The organism is Chondromyces apiculatus DSM 436 (assembly GCF_000601485.1).
Taxonomy (GTDB): Bacteria; Myxococcota_A; Polyangia; order Polyangiales; family Polyangiaceae; genus Chondromyces; species Chondromyces apiculatus.
This window is the reverse complement of record NZ_ASRX01000102.1, coordinates 1-18,215: the sequence shown is the minus strand read 5'-3', so window position 1 is coordinate 18,215 and position 18,215 is coordinate 1. Positions and strand designations below refer to the sequence as shown.

Here is an 18,215-nt window from a genome sequence, read left to right as displayed (position 1 = left end):
AACACCAGATGCGCGCGTTCGGGGCGGTTTCCTGCGCGGAGCTTCCCGGCAACGGACGATGAAGGACGCAACGTTCTGAGCGGGGCGGCAGGAATCACCGCGGATGGTTCCGCCCGAGGCTCGTTCGCCACCGCTGCCCTAGCTGTGGTCTCCGGGGAGCCCCTACCGAAGGCTCACGACAGAGAATCAGAGATCCCTCGGAATGACCGCCACCACCCCTCGTCCTAAGGGATGGCTCCGCGCTGCAGCGGCGTCGCGGTCCTGCCGCGTGTCGCTGGCTGACGGGGGCAGGGAGGAGAACGGTCATGCGGTTGCGGGAGGTCATGACAACGAAGGTGGAATGGGTTGGTCCCGACACCACCGTCGAGGAGGCAGCGCAGCGGATGAGACGCCTCGACATAGGGGCACTCCCGGTGTGCGAAGGAGGGCGGGTCATCGGCATCCTGACCGACCGGGACATCGTGGTCCGCGGCGTCTCCGCGGGGTACGACCTGCCGCGAGCCACCGTGGGCGAGCTGGCAAGCCGGGAGCTGCTGGTGGGGCACGACGATCAGCACGTCGACGAGGCGGCGCGGATGATGCACTCGCGCGGCGTGCGGCGTCTCCCGATCGTCGATGCGGAGCGGAGGCTCATCGGCATCGTGACGGCGGAGGATCTGACGGCCCGCGTGGGCAAGGCCGAGCAGGCCGGGCGCATCGCGGTGACCACCGGAGGAACGCACGAGGCGCCAGGCATGCGCGCGCATGAACAGGCTCAGGAGCACCTGGCGCAGGAACGACAGGGCCGAGAAGACGACGACCCCGCGCGACCGCGGGGGCGCAACGAGGCGAGCAACACCCGAGGAGGAACGATCATGGCGGAGCGATATGGGATGGGGCGCGACGAGGAGCGGTTCGGGCGCGGGCGTGAAGACGAGCGCCGCACCGGAGAGCGCGGCGGAGCAGGCGGCCGCGATTACGAGATGTCACAGCACCGCGGGTATGGTGACCGCGACATGGACACCAGCCGCGGGATGGGGCGAGACCAGGAGCGCGGTACGGGCCGCGATTACGACGAGCTGCAGCGCACCTCTTACAGCCGTGACTACGACCGCAGCCTGCGCGGCCAGACCGATCAGGGCGCTTACGGGCAGCAGCGCGGCTACGAGCAGGGTCACCAGCGCAGCTTCAGCAGCAGCGACGAGCAAGGCGGCTGGGGTCAGCCGCGTGGCCAGGGGGGGCGCTCCCGCGGCTGGGACGAGGACCAGGGGGGGCGCTCGATGTACGAAGGTGGCGGCATGATGGGCCGCAACTTCGGGGGCCAGGAGCCGCGCATGTACGGCCAGGAGCGCGGCTACGGTGGCGAGGGTCACTTCCAGGAGCATGGCAGCGGCTACCATGGGGGTCATCAAGGCTGGGAAGGCCAGGGCCGCATGGGCGGCATGGGCCGGGACTGGGAGCACCAGGGCCGCATGGGCGGCATGGGCCGGGACTGGGAGCACCAGGGCCGCATGGGCGGCGGCATGGGCCAGGACTGGGAGGACCAGGGTCGCATGGGTGGCATGGGCTACCAGGGCCATGTGGGCTACCAGGGCAACATGGGCGGCATGGGTCAGGGCCACATGGGTCAGGGTGGGGAGCACCAGGGCCGCATGGGGATGGCCGAGAACTTCGGTCAGCAGAGCGGCATGAGGCGCGGGCCCAAGGGCTACAAGCGCTCCGACGACCGGATTCGCGAGGAGCTGTGTGACAAGCTCAGCGACCACCCGGTCGTCGACTCGAGCGACGTCGAGGTGAAGGTGCAAGGCGGCGAGGTGACCCTCACCGGCACCGTGACCGAGCGCCGCCACAAGCACCTGATCGAGCAGCTCGCGGAGGCCATCTCGGGCGTGACGGACGTCCGCAACGAGGTGCGGGTCAAGCGCATGGACACGTCGAGCGAGGCGCGCGGCACCGAGCAGCAGCGAAGCACCACGGCGGCCTCGGAGACGGGCGCGTCAACGAAGACCCAGACGTCCCAGAACACACCGAGCCGGACCGCGTCCTGACCCATCGCGGCTCTCTCTGACCGCTGAGACGCTGAGACGCTGAGACGCTGAGCTCACGGAACGCCCGACCTCGACCTGCCCCTCGCAGGCCCGGCCGGGCGTCAGCGCGTTCGCGATCAGTCGACGTCTTCGTCGGAGATGATCGCGTCCTCGCCGAACCGCGCACGCGCTTCGAGGATCTCCTTGTCGGAGAGCCAGGTGCGCTCGCAGGTCTCCAGCGGAGCGACCTGGTACATGTCGCGACGGTCCTCACCATGGCCGTCTTCGAGGACCCGGACTACCTCATGATGAAAGCCGCAAGCGGGGCAGAGGGCGCGCATGGGCCTTTGAATATAGTCCACGCCGGGGGCTTGAGAAGTCTCTGGGGGGCTCAAAAAGAGCACGCCCGCCCCGGTCTCGCGACCTGCGGGGCGGGCGGCTACGACGCCTCAGACCGTGACGGTCAGGCTTCGGCGTGCTTGGTCGCGCTGGTCTTCTGTCCCGAGGTGATCCGCATCCCGTAGAAGGAGCGGTACACGAACACCATCGAGAGCACGAAGAACACTGCCGCGAGCACCACGCTCAAGGTCCGATCGATCTCGATCGCCAGCTCCACGGCCAGCAGGCCGAAGAGGGTGGTGAACTTGATGACGGGGTTCATCGCGACGGACGAGGTGTCCTTGAAGGGATCGCCCACGGTGTCACCCACGACGGTGGCCGCGTGCAGCTCGGTCCCCTTCTCCTTCAGCTCGACCTCGACCAGCTTCTTCGCGTTGTCCCAGGCGCCGCCGGCATTCGCCATGAAGATCGCCTGGTACAGCCCGAACAGCGCGATGCTGATCAGGTAGCCGATGAAGAAGAACGGCTCGAGGCAGGCGAACGCCAGCGTCGAGAAGAAGACGCCGAGGAAGATGTTGATCATCCCGCGCTGCGCGTAGAGGGTGCAGATCTCGACGACCTTCTTGCTGTCGGCGATGGAGGCCTTCTCCACGCCCTCGAGCTTGATGTTCGCCTTGATGAACTCCACCGCGCGGTAAGCGCCGGTGGACACCGCCTGCGTCGAGGCGCCGGTGAACCAGTAGATGATCGCGCCGCCCGTGAGCAGCCCGAGCAGGAACGGGGGGTGCAGGATCGACAGCTTGTCGAGGTTCGAGGTCAGCTTCTCGGTGAGCACCACGATGATCGAGAAGATCAGGGTGGTGGAGCCGACGACCGCGGTCCCGATGAGCACCGGCTTCGCCGTCGCCTTGAAGGTGTTGCCGGCGCCGTCGTTCTCCTCGAGGAAGTGCTTGGCCTTCTCGAAGAAGGGCGTGAAGCCGAAGTCCTTCTTGATCTCGTTCTCGATGTCCGGGACCTGCTCGATGAGGCTCAGCTCGTAGACCGACTGCGCGTTGTCCGTCACCGGACCGTACGAGTCGACCGCGATGGTCACGGGACCCATGCCGAGGAAGCCGAACGCCACGAGGCCGAAGGCGAACACGCTCTCGGCCTTCATGAGCTGCTGGAGCCCCTGACCGGCGACGAGGTACGAGATGCCCATCAGCACGACGAGCACCATGCCCATCCAGTACGCGCTGAAGTTACCGGCCGTGAGGCCCGACAGCACGTTCAGCGAAGCACCGCCCTCGCGCGAGGCCGTCACCACCTCGCGGACATGCCGCGACTCGGTGGAGGTGAAGACCTTGATCATCTCGGGGATGATCGCGCCGGCCAGCGTGCCGCAGGTGATGATGGTGCTGAGCTTCCACCAGAGGGAGCTGTCACCGCCGATGGCGGGGATCATCACGACCGACACGGCGTAGGTGAGACCGACCGACACGATCGAGGTGATCCACACCAGGCGGGTGAGGGGGGCCTCGAAGTTCATCTTGTCGGCGTTGCCGTAGGTCGCCGTGGCCATCGCCTCGTTGAGCCAGTACGAGACGATGCTCGCCACGACCATCACGATGCGCATCACGAAGATCCAGACGAGGAGCTGGACCTGCACCCGGGGATCGGGCACCGCGAGGAGGATGAACGTGATCAGCGCGACGCCGGTGACGCCGTAGGTCTCGAAGCCGTCGGCGCTCGGGCCGACCGAGTCGCCCGCGTTGTCGCCGGTGCAGTCTGCGATGACGCCCGGGTTACGCGCGTCGTCTTCCTTGATGCCGAAGACGATCTTCATCAGGTCGGAGCCGATGTCGGCGATCTTGGTGAAGATACCGCCCGCGATGCGGAGAACCGACGCGCCGAGCGACTCGCCGATGGCGAAGCCGATGAAGCACGGACCCGCGTAGTCGGCGGGGATGAAGAGCAGGATCATGAGCATGATCAGCAGCTCGGTGCTGATCAGCACGGCCCCGATGCTCATCCCGGCCTTGAGCGGAATCGCGTAGGCGGGGAACGGCTTGCCCTTCAGGGCGGCGAAGGCCGTCCTGGAGTTTGCGAAGGTGTTGATGCGCATCCCGAACCAGGCGACGCCGCAGCTTCCTGCGATGCCGACCACGCTGGCCAGGAGGACGATCACCACCTTGCCCACCTCCATGTGCCGGAGGACCCCGAAGTAGAAGGCGATGATCGCCCCGATCAGGATCTCCAGGATGAGGATGAACTTCACCTGCGTCTGCAGGTACGTCTTGCAGGTCTCGTAGATCAGCTCCGAGATCTCCCGCATCGAGCGGTGCACCGGCAGCCGGTTGAGCTGCATGTAGATGCTGAGACCGAAGATGAACCCGAGCGCACAGACACCCATGCCGCCGAAGAGCAAGGTGCGGCCATCGATGCCCATGAAGCTCTGGGAGCCGAGGTCCGGCAGAATCAGATCTGCCTCGCTCGCCTGAGCCACCCTGCTGACAAGAAGGAGCGCCAGCGCCGCGAGGGCAGCCAGCGCCGGAGTGAGCCATTGGCGGCGGCTCGCTCCTCGCGATGAGGATACGACAGTCATGAGACGATGTGCCTCCATCCAACAAGGACGGGGAGCGCCTCGCGATCCCCGCCTATCGACATCCCGTGCGGCGGGCAAATCGGTCCGCCGCGTGATGCGAGGGGTTGGCCGTCTGCGGGAGGTTACCTCTCACACAGACGCTTCAGCACAGCCTCGCCCCTGGCAACCCGCCGGTTGTGGAGCCCACGGGCCCCAGGGCGCGCGCTAGCTACCACGCTGGTGACAGGCCGTCGAGAATTAGACTGTGGGTGGGGAATAAATGCGCTCAGGGAGCGCCGAGACGGCCGGAGAGGCGCTGCTCCGCAGTGGCGTTCTCTCCGTTGGGAACGCTGTTGGAGGAGGCGAGCAGCTCGTTCACCAGGTCCCGGCACTCCGGCCGGTTCCGGAGCTGGCCGAGGAGCATGTTCGAGATCTCGGTGAAGGACCGCTCGAACTGCACCCCTTCCCGGGTGCGCACGGCGACCCGCTCTCTCCCCTGCGCCAGGTCTTCCTCCAGCGCCTCGGCGTACCGCGCGAGCTGCGCCCGGAGTTCCTCGATCTGCCGCCGCAGGTCGCGCGCCGTGGCCTCGCGCATGTTCTTCTTCTGCTCGTACCGTCCGAGCTGCTCCCGCTTCGCCTGGGCGATGGCGCCCGCGGCCCCGGCGCGCTCGTACACCATGGGATCGTGGGTCCCCTGCCGGGCCGCCGCATCGGCGAGCTGGCGCGCGGTGAGCGCCTGCTTCTCGGCGCCGGCCAGCTCGCCCCGCACCTTGTCCACGTCCTCGGCGTCGACGGCGGCCTCGCGCATCACGCGCGACTCCTCGTGCGCCAGCTCCTCCACCTTGCGGCCGATCTCCGCGCGCAGCGCCCGGCCGCGGCGCTCCAGCGCGTCGAGCTTCCGTGTCAGGCTCGCGACCTCGCCCTCCAGCCGGTTGGCGCGCTGGGCCAGATCCCAGATCTGGGTGAGCCCGGTCTGCACCTCGGGCGGCGTCTGCCCCGACGGATACGCGCGCGACACCATGCGCGCGAACAGCGCAGCGCGGCTCGCCCACTCGATCACCCCCGGGCTCTGCGGCGGTGGAGGTGCCGGCGGCGGCATCGCCATCGCGTCGGCGCCTTCGAGCTCCCACGCAGCCTGTGTGGGCAGGCTCCGCTGCATCGCCTTCAGTTCTTCCTGGAGGTGATGCGCGTCGCGGTAGCGCTTCCGCACATCCTTCTCCAGGAGGCGCAGGCAGATCAGCTCTCCTTGCGCGTGCGCCTCTGGCCGGATCGACCGTGGCCTCGGCGGCAGGTGCGTCCGCTGCATCTCGAGCAGCGTGTCGCGATCGTTCGAGCGGAAGGGGAGCTGCCCCGTCAGCATCTCGAAGAAGAGCACCCCGAGCGCGTACAGATCCGACTGCGGCCCTGCTTCCTCTCCGCGGGCCTGCTCCGGAGACATGTACTCCGGCGTCCCGAACACGGCGCCCTTCGGCGCGAGGCGCGGATCGCGCGCGATCGCCGCGAGGCCGAAGTCGAGGATCTTGACGAAGTCCTTCCTGCCACCGCGCTGGGTCAAGAGGATGTTGTCGCTCTTGAGGTCGCGGTGCACGACACCCAGGTCGTGCGCGCGGGCCAGCGCGGCGCACATCTGCTCGAGGATGTCCACGGCCCTGGCGATGGGCGTCGGTCCCCGCGCGAGCTCCGCCGAGAGCGGCGTGCCCACCAGGAACTCCATCACCAGGTAGAGTTCCCCTTCCTCGGTCTCACCGATGTCGTGGATGTCGATGATGTGGGCGTGGTCGACCCGGTTCGCCGCGCGCGCCTCGCGCAGCATCCACGCGCGGAGATGGGTCTCCCCGCGCAGGTCTGGCCGGATGAGCTTCAGCGCCACGACGCGCTCGATGAGCACGTGGCGAGCCCTGTACACGACACCCATGCCGCCTTCGCCGACCCGCGCTTCGAGGCGGTAACGGCCGGCGACGACCTTGCCGATCATTGGATCCACGGTCGAGGCCTTTGGACCTGCCGGTCGGATCGCGCGCTGCTCCATGGCTTCTCGTGTTCTCCCCAGCGCTCCCTCGAGCACATGCCCGCGGGGCCTACTGCGCTGCGCGACATCGGGACGCGTTCATTAATGCCTGAATTACGCCTGATTTACGCCTGATTTACGCCTGATTCGTCTGTCAGGGATGAGGCTACCCGGTTTGTTTCAGCCGGTCTACGCGCCAGTGGACCCCCGCAGGCGCCTCTGAAGGGTGGCCAGAGGGCCGCTTCAGCCCGCGGCAGTACCCCTCCCCACGTTCATTGGAAGCCGGCAGATGAACCGCGCTCCGGCCGCGGCAGCCGAGTCCAGCGTCAGCATACCCCCGTGCCTCCGCACGATCTCGGTCGCGATGGACAGGCCAAGTCCGGTTCCCTGGTCCCGCGGCTTGGTCGTGAAGAAAGGGTCGAAGATCCGACCAGCGATCCCCGGCGGCACACCCGGTCCCGTATCCGTCACGGCGATCGCCACCGTGTCGTCTTCCCTCCACGTCTCGATCCGGATCTCCTTCCGCCCCTGGTTGCTTCTCCTCGGCTCGCCCCCGGTCGCCTCACGGGTGAGCGTGGTGGGTGCGGCGCGCGACTCGATGGCCTGGATCGCGTTGACCAGCAGGTTCATGAGCACCTGATGGATCTCGCTCGCACGGCAGACCACGGGCGGCAGCTCACCATATTTGCGCACCACGTCGATCTCCGCCCGCCGGAGTCGCGGCCCGAGCAAGAGCAGCGTCTCCTCCAGCCCCGCGTGCAGATCTTCCGGCTGGGCCTCTCCCGGCGCCCGCGCGAAGTTCTTGAGGTTGGTCACGATGCGCGCCGCCCGGTCCACCGCCCGCCGGACCAGCGTGGAGATCCCGCGCAGGTCCTCCAGCGCTGCCTCCACGTCGATGTCCTGACGCCGCTGCTCCAGCGCCTGGCGTCGCTCGGGTGACAGCTCCTCTGCAGCAGCCATCCACGCCTGGTCCATCGCGGACAGCTCGTCGGAGATCCGCGTGAGCGGCACCGCCGCCCCGCCGATGGCGTTCAGCGGGTTGTAGATCTCGTGCGCCAGCCCCGCTGCCAGCTCCCCGAGCGTCGCCAGCCGCTCACCGTGGATGAGCGCCGCCTGCGTCCGCTTCAGCTCTTCCAGCGTCCGTGACAGCTCCGCGGTGCGCGCCTCCACCTTGGCTTCCAGGCCCGCGCGCTCGGCCTCCAGCTCCGCGATGTTACGCGAGAGCGACTCGCGCATCCGCTCCACGCTCTCGCCGAGCACCACCACCTCCGCGGGCCCATCCAGCAGCGGCACCGCCTCGTCGAGCTTCCCGCGCGCCACCACGTCGGCAGCGCGCGCGAGCTGCCCCATCGGGCGCGACAGCTCCCCGGCCGCGCGGGCCACCACCCCCAGCGCCGCGATGACCAGCAGCGAGAACGAGGCGAACAGCGCGGTGATCGCCCCGACCAGCTCCTCGAAGTCCACGTCGTTCGCCAGCGTCCGGTACATCCCCAGGGTGGCGAGCAACGACAGGAGCCCCGTGAACAGGAGCGGCAGCCCGAAGTCCCGGAGCAGCCGCTGGCCGAGCCTCAGCGCCGGCCCCGGTGTCCGCTCCCCAGCAGCGCTCCCGAGCCGCTCCCGCAGCGCCGTGATCACCGGCGCGACCGCGTCGCGGTGCCAGGACCGCTGGTAGAACGACACCCCCACCGCGAACATCGCGCCGAAGCCGAGCTGTATCAGCGCGTCGCCCAGGCTCCACGGCCCCGGGCGCACGTAGATCACGCCCACCGAGATGCACACCAGCCAGAGCACGAAGTTCAGGGTCGCAAGCGCGTCCGGCAGCCGCTCTGCCTGCGCGAGGCCCCGCGCCAGGTGCTCTCCCGTGGCCAGCGCGCGCGCGATGGAGGTCGTCGCAGGCCACAGCGCCGCCGTGAACCCGAAGGTCCCGAGGAGCGCCAGGATCGGCACCACCTCCACCCACGCCTGGAAGATGACCTGGCTGCGGGTGCGCAGCACGGCCACGATGAACACCAGCATCAGGTGACCACCGACGACGCCCGCGGTCATCGCGCCCCCCGCGAGCTGGTCGCGCAGCTCGCCGGCCGAGGGCGTCGCGTGCGCCGCGCCCCTCGGCAGCAGCATCCACCGGTAAATCGCCCGGCGCATGCCCCCTGCCATCAACCCGAAGGCGAGCGCCGCCACCATCAGGCCCACCTGCGATGAGGCCCCCGGGCTCCCCGCCCGCGACAGGAGCGGCGTCGCTGCCAGGGGCCAGGCGACCACCCGGAGCACCCCGGCGATCGCGATCCCCCGCTCACCTCCGTGGGCGAGCCTGCCGCCGACGAGCGCGGACACCGCCATCGATCCCACGAACAGGACCGCGGGCCAGACGGTGGTGAACGCTGCGGGGAGGAGCGCGGAGATGAAGAGGAGCGCGGAGAACAGCTCCCAGACGACGGCGACCAGCTCGGCGCGCAGCCGGGGACTCGCGACGAGAGAGGCCAGCGTCACTTGCTCTGCAGGCGGACCCCGGGGAGCACCGTGCGGCTCTCCACCACCTCCTCCAGCGACTCGGCGTCGATGAGGAGGTGTGCCCGCAAGCTCTGCTCGACGGCCTCGAACAACCGTCCCTGGTAGGGCACCCTGCCTCCCTCCTCGGTCGCCAGCCAGTAGCTCCCCCCGAACGCGCCGCTCGGAACCGCGATGGGCTCGGGCTGGGGTGACGAAGGGTTCCCGGGGAACGGATCAGGCGCCGTGGCAAAGGACTGGAACGAGGGCGAGGGCGTCCCGGGCTCGGCCGACGCGGCGAAGATCATGGAGAAGCCCGCCTCGAAGCTGACAGCGAGCGCCCTGTCCGACACCTCCGTCGCCACCCCCGGGGTGTGCTTCTCGATCACCACCTCCTCGATGGACTTCCCCGAGAGGAGCAGCAGCTTGTGCCCGGGGGTCACCTGCGAGCCGCCCGACTCCAGCTCCCGGCGCAGGGTGACCTCGTGGGAGATGTAGAACTGGAGGTTCTTCAGATCCTTGCTGGTCAGGTTGTGCTGCACCCGCAGCTCGTGCGTGAACGGCACCAGCCGTGGACCGCAGCCCATCAGGCAGAGCGCGAACAGACAGGAGACCAGGAGCAAACTCAGGGAAGACAGGCGGTGACGCATAAGGCCCTCGGAGGCGCAGCGCCATGGAAGCTCAGGGCGCGTGCCCGATCAACGGGGAGCCCTCGCCGAGCTTACAGGCCCCTGTATTCTGTCGCGATCATGCGCGGAACTCTCCTTCTGAACGGCAACGCGGAGTCCGAGGAGCACCTCATCCAGGCCGCCGCCCCCCTCCTCCTGGGTTCCCGCCATGCCGACCCTGCCCTCGCCGCCTCGCGCACGGTCCTCCTCGTCACTGCGGGCTGGGCCGAGCACGAGCACGACGAGGGCCACATCAAGCGCGCCCTCAACCGCATCGGCCTCAGCTCGGCGTGGGACGCCGGCTACGACCGCGCCCTCGTCAACCTCTCCCTCCTCGCCGAGCTGAACGATCTGTGCCGCCGCGCCCCCGAGCTCTCCGACGCCTGGGGCGAGCTCCGCGACGCCGAGCAGACCGCGCGACGCTTCTACCTGGAGCACAACGCCCACCTGCTCACCCTCTTCCGCCGCGCCCTCCATGACGCGAAGCAGCTCGACCCCGACCTCACCGTCCCGCGCCTCCTCTCCCGGGAGAGCCCCACCGGTGGCCCTCGCCCCCTCGCGCGCCACGCCCTCGCCCAGCAGCTCCGTCAGGCGCTCTCCACCCTCGAAGCCAACGACGACCACCTCTTCCAGCTCCTCGCGGAGATCGAGCGCCGCGCCTTCGACGCCGCCGGCGCCGTGTACCACCCCGGCTGGCGCGCCACCCGCGAACGCCTCGAACAGCGCATCCTCGACGCCAACACCATCCTCCTCTTCGGCGGCCGCCTCGACCTCCTCCTCGACGCCCTGCGCTTCTTCCGCCTCCGCGAACCCCTCGCCGAAGCGCTCCGCCGCGGCGCCCAGATCGTCGCCATGTCGGCCGGCGCCATGTCCCTGTGCGAGCGCGTCATCGTCTACGACGACTTCGCCGAGACCCCCCGCGACTTCCAGCTCTACGACCGCGGCCTCGGCCTCGTGCGCGACCTGCAGCTCTTCCCCCACTGCATGGAGCGCATCCAGACCGATGACCCCGACAACCTCGCCTACCTCGCCCGCCGCTTCCGCCACCAGGCTTGCATCGGCCTCAACCAGCGCTCGTTCCTCTTCCTCGAGCTCACCCCCCGCCGCGCCACGAGCTGGGGCAACGACGACGCCGTCTACCGGTTCGGCCCCGACGGCACCAAGCACGCCTACCGCGCCGGAGAAGCGATCCCCTTCGGCTGAACCGCCCCGCCTTCTTTCCAGCGCTTGCTGAAGGCTCCCTGCCCCTTGCTGAAGGCCTCCGCCGGCCCCAAGAACGCAGCACCCGTGCTGCCCCAGATCAGCGATTACGCCATCCTCGGTGACACCCGCACAGCGGCGCTCGTGAGCCGCGAAGGCTCCATCGACTGGCTCTGCTGGCCCCGCTTCGACAGCCCTGCCCTCTTCCTGCGCATCCTCGACGAACGACGCGGCGGCGCCTGCAGCGTGGCCTTCACCGACCTGCGCCACACCCACCGGCGTTACCTGCCCGACACCAACGTCCTCGAGACCAGCTTCGTCACGGCCAGCGGGCGCGCCGTCCTCCACGACTTCATGCCCGTGAACCCCCCGTCCACCCTCGCGGACGAAGGGCCCGACTCCTGTGCCGAGAGCCGCGTCATCCGCATCCTCTCCTGCGAAGAGGGCACCATCCAGGCGACGTTCCGCACCCGCCCCACCTTCGACTACGCCCGCTGCCCCTGCGTCCCGGTCCCGAGCGAAGCAGGCTCCATCCTCTTCGACGCCGGCGCGCAACGCCTGCGCGTCACCGCGTCCCACCCGCTCACCCTCGAGGACGACAGCGCCCTCACCCACCTCCACCTCCGCGCCGGCGAACGCGCCTACCTCGTCCTCACCCACGGCGAGGACGGCCAGGCCCCGCCCATCGAAGGCCCCGACGCCATCACCGAGCGCCTCCAGAGCACCACCCACTACTGGCAGGACTGGAGCCGCCGCTGCGAGTACCGCGGCCCCTACCGGGAAGCCGTGGTCCGCAGCGCCCTCTGCCTCAAGCTCCTCACCTATGCGCCCACCGGCTCCATCGTCGCGGCCCCCACCACCGGCCTCCCCGAGGCCATCCCTGGCAACCGCAACTTCGACTACCGCTTCACCTGGATCCGGGACGCGAGCTTCACCCTCTCATCCTTCCTGAACCTCGGCTACGTGCGCGAGGCCGACGAGTTCCTGCGCTTCCTCCGCTCCTGCGACGACGCGCGCCATGGAAAGCTCCACCTCATGTACGCCATCGACGGCGAGGTCCTCCCCGAAGAGCGGCTCGACCACCTCCAGGGCTACCGCGGCGCCCACCCTGTCCTCATCGGCAACGACGCCAGCAACCAGCACCAGTACGACATCTATGGCGAGTTCCTCTCCGCCTTCCATGCGTACCTCGCTCGCATGGACGACGACCCGCCTGAGCGCGTCCGCAAAGGCCTGCCCGAGGCCCTCGCCAAGATCGCCGATCACGCCATGGCGAGCCGCCACGAACCGGACCACGGCATCTGGGAGCTGCGCACCGGCAAGAAGCACTTCCTCCACACGAAGGCCATGCTCTGGGTCGCCCTCGACTGCGCCGCGAAGATCGCCCGCAAGATCGACCACGTCGACGAGGACCGCATCGCCGCGTGGGAGCGCGCCGCCGCCGAGATCCGCGCCGAGTACCACGAGCGAGGCTGGAACCCGACGCGCGGCGCCTACACCCAGGCCTACGACTCCGAACTCCTCGACGCTTCCGTCCTGCGCCTCCCCCTCTTCGACGCCCTCGACCCCCACGACCCCCGCCTCACCGCCACCCTCGCCGCCATCGAGCGCGAGCTCGGGTGTGGTGACGGCAACGACCTCACCTACCGCTACCGCATGCCCGACGGATTCGAGGGTGACGAGGGCGCCTTCCTCGTCTGCTCCTTCTGGCGCCTCGGCTGCCTCGCCCTCGCGGGCCATACCCGACCTGCGCAGGCCTACTTCGAGCGCCTCCTCGCCAAGGGAAACGACCTCGGCCTCTTCTCGGAAGAGATCGACCCCGCCACCGGTGAAGCGCGCGGCAACTTCCCCCAGGCCTTCACCCACATGGCCGTCATCAACCACGCCATCCGCCTCGAAAAGTGCATCGCGCGCTTCGGCCTCCGCGACTGACGCGACCACCAGGATCCCCGCCGGAGCGCGGAGAGGCTTGCGCTGCGCGGGGCACGTCGCGACCATGGCGCATGTTCGACGCCCAGCACCTCCTCGGCGCGCTCCTCTCTGACGGCATGGAGAGCATGGACAGCGAGCACGCCCGCAACTACCGACGCGGCCTGCGCCGGATGGGGCGCCGCGCCCTCGGCGAGGACAGCTTCCTCGGAGGCGTGGCAGAGAGCGCAGGCGGCGTCCTCCTCGGCGCAGCCGGGCTCGCCGCAGCCGGCGGCCTCGCCTACACGGCTTACCGCCACTTCAAACAGCCTGACCCACCGGCCCCCTACCAGGGCGCCGCTCCCCCTCCCCAGGGTGGCTGGGGACCTCTGCCGAGCGCACCGCAGCCTGGCTGGAGCGCGCCCCAGAACGCACCGCAGACTGGCTGGAGCGCCCCGCAGAACGCACCGCAGACTGGCTGGAGCGCCCCGCAGAACGCACCGCAGCCTGGCTGGAGCACACCGCAGGCGACATGGACACCTCCGCAACCTCCGCCGCAGCCTGGCTGGAGCGCCCCGCAGAACGCATGGACGCCTCCCCAGCCTTCAGCGCCTGACCATGCGGACGCCTTGCTCCTCGTGCGCGCCATGGTCACGGCTGCCAGCATCGACGGCCACCTCGATCCGACCGAGCGTGCCGCCATCCTCGATCGCATCGCCGCCACCGGCCTCCCTCCTGCGGAGCGGGACGCCCTCGCGCGCGAGATCGAGTCCCCGCACCCACCCTACGCGCTGCTTGGCCAGATCCGCTCCCGCGAGATGGCCGAGCAGTTCTACCTGGTCTCCCTCTTCGCCATCCACGCCGACACCGAGGCCGAGCGGTCGTACCTCCACGGACTGCCCGCCATGCTCGGCCTCAAGCCTGAGGACGTCACGCGCCTGCACGCGCAGCTCGGCACACGACCTCCCCCGTGAACGCCGGGCCGCCTCGGTGAGACTCGTGCCCTGCGGACTCCCTCAGGGCTTCTCCTTCGACCAGCCGGCGAGCCCGCGGATGAACGTGACCAGCCCGTACACGATCGCGCCGTACGCCACCACGTAGCTCCCGCCTCCCTCGGCCGACAGCAGGCTCACCCCCGTCACCACGACGCCTCCGATCCCCCAAGCCGCGCCGACGAGCATCTGCTTGGCGTGCACCTCCGCCGGCTCTGGCAGAACGTTCTCCATTGGCGCCGCGCTCGGCGCTGCGCCCTGCGCGACATCCCAGCGGGCCGGCGCGCCACCCGCGCCACCCTCGCCACCCTGCGCGCCATCCCCGCGGTAAAGGTAGCCTGCGCCCTGGAGAAGCGGCGGCTCCTCGGCGCCGTGCATCCAGCGCTTCAGCGTGGACCTGAGCGCGACCAGGAGCGCCCCGCAGAGCCCGAGCCCTGCCGCGATCACCGCCACCTTCCACGGCTCGGGTGCACTGGTCCCCAGCACCGCGTCCAGGAGCAGCCCCGCGAGCGCGGACGCCACCAGGGGCATCGACATCCATGCCGCCATCGCCATCGTCATGCTGCGCGCAGGTGCCAGCTTCGTCACCAGCGCCTGCCCCACCGGGTTCATGATCAGATGGCTGAGGTCCATCAGCAGGTTGCTGGCCAGCAAGACGCCTACCGGCCACAGGTTCCCGTTCGAGGTCACCCTCATGCCTGCGCCGACCATCGCCACGAGCAACCCCGCGACGATCTTCATCACCGCGGACGGCCTGCGCTCCGAGGCATCCACCCGACGCCATACCAGCGCGAGCACCACCCCCGCCACGGCCACGAACAACGCGACGGTCCCCTGACCGATGGCGAGTTCCGTGTGATCGAGGCGCGCGAGCATTTCCCAGGTGTCCAGCACCGCCCCTGCCAGGGAGCCCGCCATCAAGACCGGCGCCAGCGCCAGCAGCACCGTGAGCCGTTGCCACATCACCACCCCGGAGGCTCCCCTCGCCTCCGCCAGGCTCCCGCGGCGCGCACGCTCCATCCCGATCATCACCGCCGCGGCCACCAGCACCGCCGCAGCGCCCCATGCCCTCGACACGGACGCCGGGTGCTCCCCCTCGACGCCCAGCACCGTCATCACCAGAGCGACCACCGCAGCGAACCCCAGCGTGGTGAGCGCGACGTGGAGCCCGTCCCTGGAGGTGAGCCGCGCCCGGGGCACTCCCGCCGCGCCGGCCACGTACCCCTCCGCCGGCAGCGAGGACTGGGACACCGCCGCCACCACCGTGACCGCGAGCATCCCGAACGCCGCCCCCAGGGACACCACCCACCAGCCCGCCGCTGCCCGCAGCACCGCGGCGAGCGACGCCACCAGCGCCCACGCCCCCAGCGCGACCGTGTACATCCAGGTGAACCCGCTGTCCCGCCGCGCGTCCCCCTGCCGGTAGAGGCTCCCGAGCAGCACCAGCAAGCAGGGCTTGATCAGCGCCCCCCCCACCGCGCACATCACCATCCCCACGATCAACGTCGTCCGTTCCCCGAGGCACATCACCGTGGCGCCGAGCGTCGCCAGCGCCCCACCGGCGAGCATCACCTTCCGCGGGTTCATCACCCGGTCCGCCAGGTAGCCCCCGAGCATCGGCGCGCCCCCTTGCATCAGCGACAGCGCGCCGAACACCGCCGCGAAGTTCCCCGTCGGGAGGCGGAACACGCTGATCAGCGTGATGGAGAACTGCATGTTCAACGCAGCCAGCACGGCCTGCGTCCCGCCCTGCAGGAGCAGCAGCAACGCGAAGCCCTGAGGCTGTGGCTCGTTCCTCGATGCGCCCTGATTCACCACCATGACCTCGTCGAACCCCTCTCTCCCATCCTAGCCCCACGGCTCTCCGACCTCGCTGGTCACCGGCTCACGGAGCGCGCGCCGGTCGCCTCACGGCGGCTGCCTCACCGAGCCCAGGATCCCGCCGCCCTCACCGACCCCCTCGACGACGCCCGCCCTCGCAGGCACGCTGACGCCACCTCTTTCCTCTCGTGCTCTCTCCACGCGTGCCCTCCCCTGCCCTCGCGTCCTCCTCCCACGCGGCACGCCCATTGCCAGGAAGTCCCCTCATGAAGCGACCCGGGTTGATGCCTCTGATCGTGACCGCCGCCCTCCTCCAGGCCGCGTGCGGCTCCCAGGACGACCCGGGCTCCACGGAGAGCGGCTCCAGCGGACAGGGTGCTGGCTCCACCGGCTCCGGCGCTGGCTCCCAGGGAGGCGGCGGCTCCGGCGCGGGAGGCCCTGACTACCCTCCCGAGGCCGACCGCGGCGCCACCCCCCTCTACTGGGAGTACGAGGCCGAGGACGCCACCACGACCGGCACCCTCCTCGGCCCGAGCCGCGCCTTCGGCGACATCGCCGCCGAGGCCTCGGGCCGCCGCGCCGTCCGCCTCGACGCCGACGGCCAGCACGTCACCTTCACCACCGAGCACGCCACCAGCTCCATCGTCGTCCGCTACGCCCTCCCCGACGCGCCTGCGGGAGGCGGCATCGACGCCACCCTCGGCCTCTACGTCAACGGCACCCGCACCGCGAGCCTCGCGCTCACCTCCCGCTACGCCTGGCTCTATGGCGGCGAGTCCAGCCACGCCAACAACGACCCCGCCGCTGGCGGCGCCCACCACTTCTACGACGAAGCCCACCTCGTCTTCGACGAGGTCCCCGCCGGCACCACCATCACCCTCCAGAAGGACGCCGAGGACGCTGCCCCCTACTACGTCATCGACCTCGTCGACTTCGAGAAGATCGACCCGCCCCTCGACAGGCCCGCGGACGCCCTCTCCATCACCGACCACGGCGCCACGCCCGACGACGCCTCCGACGACGGCCCCGCCATCAACGCCGCCATCAACGCCGCCCGCGCCGACGGCAAGGTCCTCTGGATCCCTCCCGGCACCTTCCGCAGCACCTCCGGCCCCCTCGTCACCTCCGGCGTCACCATCCGCGGCGCCGGCATGTGGCACTCCCGGATCCAGGGCTCCTTTGCCCACTTCCGCGTCTCCGGGAACGACAACCGCTTCCACGACTTCGCCGTCATGGGCGAGGTCGACGCCCGCCGCGACAACATCCCCGAGAACGCCTTCGACGGCCCCGCCGGCACCGGCTCACGCCTCGAGAACGTCTGGATCGAGCACGTCAAGGTCGGCTGGTGGGTCGGCAAAGGCGACCACGTCGGCGCCCCCACCCAGCCCCTCACCGACGGCCTCGTCATCCACCGCGTCCGGGTCCGCAACACCTTCGCCGACGGCGTGAACTTCTGCAACGGCACCAGCAACTCCGTCGTCGAGCAGTCCCACTTCCGCAACAACGGCGACGACGCCCTCGCCATGTGGAGCCCCGACTTCGACGGCGTCCCCGGCGTCGGCAACACCTTCCGCTTCAACACCGTCCAGACCACCTGGAACGCCAACTGCGTCGGCCTCTACGGCGGCAAGGACAGCACGGTCGAGGACAACCTCTGCGCCGACGTCGTCGTCTACCCGGGCATCCTCGTCGCCACCACCAGCTCCTTCAGCCCGCACCCCTTCAGCGGCACCACCACCCTCCGCCGCAACACCCTCACCCGCGCGGGTGGCCCCATGTACAGCCAGGAGCACGGCGCCCTCAAGCTCTTCGCCGACGGCAAGGACGTCACCGGCATCCGCGTCGAGGACCTGCACATCGACGACGCCACCTTCTCCGGCATCCACTTCCAGGGCCCCCGCACCTTCAGCGACATCGTCTTCGACGGCATCCAGATCACCGGCACGGGCGCCACCGGCATCCTGATCAACGCCAACGCCCTCGGCGGCTTCCAGGCCACCGACGTGGTGGTCACCGACGCCGCCGAGGGCGGCCTCCAGAACGACGCCCCCGCCTTCACCATCGACCGCCTCGACGGCAACACCGGCTGGTGACCCCCCTGATCCGTCAGATCGCCCCCCTGGCGATCAGACGGATCACCCGGCGATCTTTCCGATCGCCCTCCCCTGCCCTCCGCCCCTCACCTTCCGCTCTCCTCCGCTGCCGTCTCCACCGCCCTGTACG

General features: G+C 69.8%; 10 protein-coding genes. 5 read left to right on the top strand and 5 right to left on the bottom strand.

Annotation, left to right across the window (positions count from 1 at the left end):
• Positions 1-323 precede the first annotated feature (323 nt).
• Positions 324-2,027, top strand: a complete 1,704-nt coding sequence (locus CAP_RS55440) for a CBS domain-containing protein (RefSeq protein WP_197041552.1) — start codon at positions 324-326, stop codon at positions 2,025-2,027.
• A 442-nt stretch (positions 2,028-2,469) separates the two neighbouring features.
• On the opposite strand, the gene CAP_RS39780 is transcribed toward CAP_RS55440, so the two are convergent.
• The 4 genes from CAP_RS39780 to CAP_RS39765 all read right to left on the bottom strand — a co-directional run bounded on the left by CAP_RS39780 (position 2,470) and on the right by CAP_RS39765 (position 10,053).
• A complete protein-coding gene (locus CAP_RS39780) occupies positions 2,470-4,929 on the bottom strand; it encodes a sodium-translocating pyrophosphatase (RefSeq protein ID WP_044250723.1) in 2,460 nt (819 codons plus the stop codon).
• Positions 4,930-5,194: 265 nt separating this feature from the next.
• Positions 5,195-6,937: a serine/threonine-protein kinase gene (locus CAP_RS46610; RefSeq protein ID WP_081865750.1), complete on the bottom strand. Its 1,743-nt coding sequence runs from the start codon at positions 6,935-6,937 to the stop codon at positions 5,195-5,197.
• A 222-nt stretch (positions 6,938-7,159) separates the two neighbouring features.
• The gene (locus CAP_RS39770) at positions 7,160-9,406 is read right to left on the bottom strand and encodes an ATP-binding protein (protein ID WP_044250722.1); all 2,247 of its coding nucleotides are present in this window, start codon (positions 9,404-9,406) and stop codon (positions 7,160-7,162) included.
• On the bottom strand, positions 9,403-10,053 hold the full coding sequence (locus CAP_RS39765; RefSeq protein ID WP_044250720.1) for a hypothetical protein: 651 nt from the start codon (positions 10,051-10,053) through the stop codon (positions 9,403-9,405). The genes CAP_RS39770 and CAP_RS39765 overlap by 4 nt, the downstream gene beginning before the upstream one ends.
• 99 nt (positions 10,054-10,152) lie before the next feature.
• Here CAP_RS39765 and CAP_RS39760 point away from each other — a divergent pair, with 99 nt between their 5' ends.
• The 3 genes from CAP_RS39760 to CAP_RS46605 all read left to right on the top strand — a co-directional run bounded on the left by CAP_RS39760 (position 10,153) and on the right by CAP_RS46605 (position 14,153).
• The gene (locus tag CAP_RS39760) at positions 10,153-11,274 is read left to right on the top strand and encodes a Type 1 glutamine amidotransferase-like domain-containing protein (protein WP_044250718.1); all 1,122 of its coding nucleotides are present in this window, start codon (positions 10,153-10,155) and stop codon (positions 11,272-11,274) included.
• Between the two features lie 45 nt (positions 11,275-11,319).
• Positions 11,320-13,203 carry a glycoside hydrolase family 15 protein gene (locus tag CAP_RS39755; RefSeq protein ID WP_197041551.1) on the top strand — a complete coding sequence of 628 codons (1,884 nt, stop codon included), beginning with the start codon at positions 11,320-11,322 and terminating at the stop codon, positions 13,201-13,203.
• Between the two features lie 71 nt (positions 13,204-13,274).
• Positions 13,275-14,153, top strand: a complete 879-nt coding sequence (locus CAP_RS46605; RefSeq protein ID WP_052376786.1) for a DUF533 domain-containing protein — start codon at positions 13,275-13,277, stop codon at positions 14,151-14,153.
• 42 nt (positions 14,154-14,195) lie between these two features.
• Here CAP_RS46605 and CAP_RS39740 read toward each other — a convergent pair whose 3' ends face one another.
• A complete protein-coding gene (locus tag CAP_RS39740; protein ID WP_044250716.1) occupies positions 14,196-15,992 on the bottom strand; it encodes a POT-type proton-dependent oligopeptide transporter in 1,797 nt (598 codons plus the stop codon).
• A 266-nt stretch (positions 15,993-16,258) separates the two neighbouring features.
• Here CAP_RS39740 and CAP_RS39735 point away from each other — a divergent pair, with 266 nt between their 5' ends.
• On the top strand, positions 16,259-18,085 hold the full coding sequence (locus CAP_RS39735) for a glycosyl hydrolase family 28-related protein (protein WP_081865749.1): 1,827 nt from the start codon (positions 16,259-16,261) through the stop codon (positions 18,083-18,085).
• Positions 18,086-18,215: the final 130 nt, after the last annotated feature.

Excerpts from the sequence above, each read along its gene's own strand:
- CAP_RS39765 (WP_044250720.1), bottom strand. The coding sequence starts at position 10,053 with ATGCGTCACCGCCTGTCTTCCCTGAGTTTGCTCCTGGTCTCCTGTCTG.
- CAP_RS39735 (WP_081865749.1), top strand. The coding sequence starts at position 16,259 with ATGAAGCGACCCGGGTTGATGCCTCTGATCGTGACCGCCGCCCTCCTC.
- CAP_RS46605 (WP_052376786.1), top strand. The coding sequence starts at position 13,275 with ATGTTCGACGCCCAGCACCTCCTCGGCGCGCTCCTCTCTGACGGCATG.
- CAP_RS46610 (WP_081865750.1), bottom strand. The coding sequence starts at position 6,937 with ATGGAGCAGCGCGCGATCCGACCGGCAGGTCCAAAGGCCTCGACCGTG.
- CAP_RS55440 (WP_197041552.1), top strand. The coding sequence starts at position 324 with ATGACAACGAAGGTGGAATGGGTTGGTCCCGACACCACCGTCGAGGAG.
- CAP_RS39780 (WP_044250723.1), bottom strand. The coding sequence starts at position 4,929 with ATGACTGTCGTATCCTCATCGCGAGGAGCGAGCCGCCGCCAATGGCTC.
- CAP_RS39760 (WP_044250718.1), top strand. The coding sequence starts at position 10,153 with ATGCGCGGAACTCTCCTTCTGAACGGCAACGCGGAGTCCGAGGAGCAC.
- CAP_RS39740 (WP_044250716.1), bottom strand. The coding sequence starts at position 15,992 with ATGGTGGTGAATCAGGGCGCATCGAGGAACGAGCCACAGCCTCAGGGC.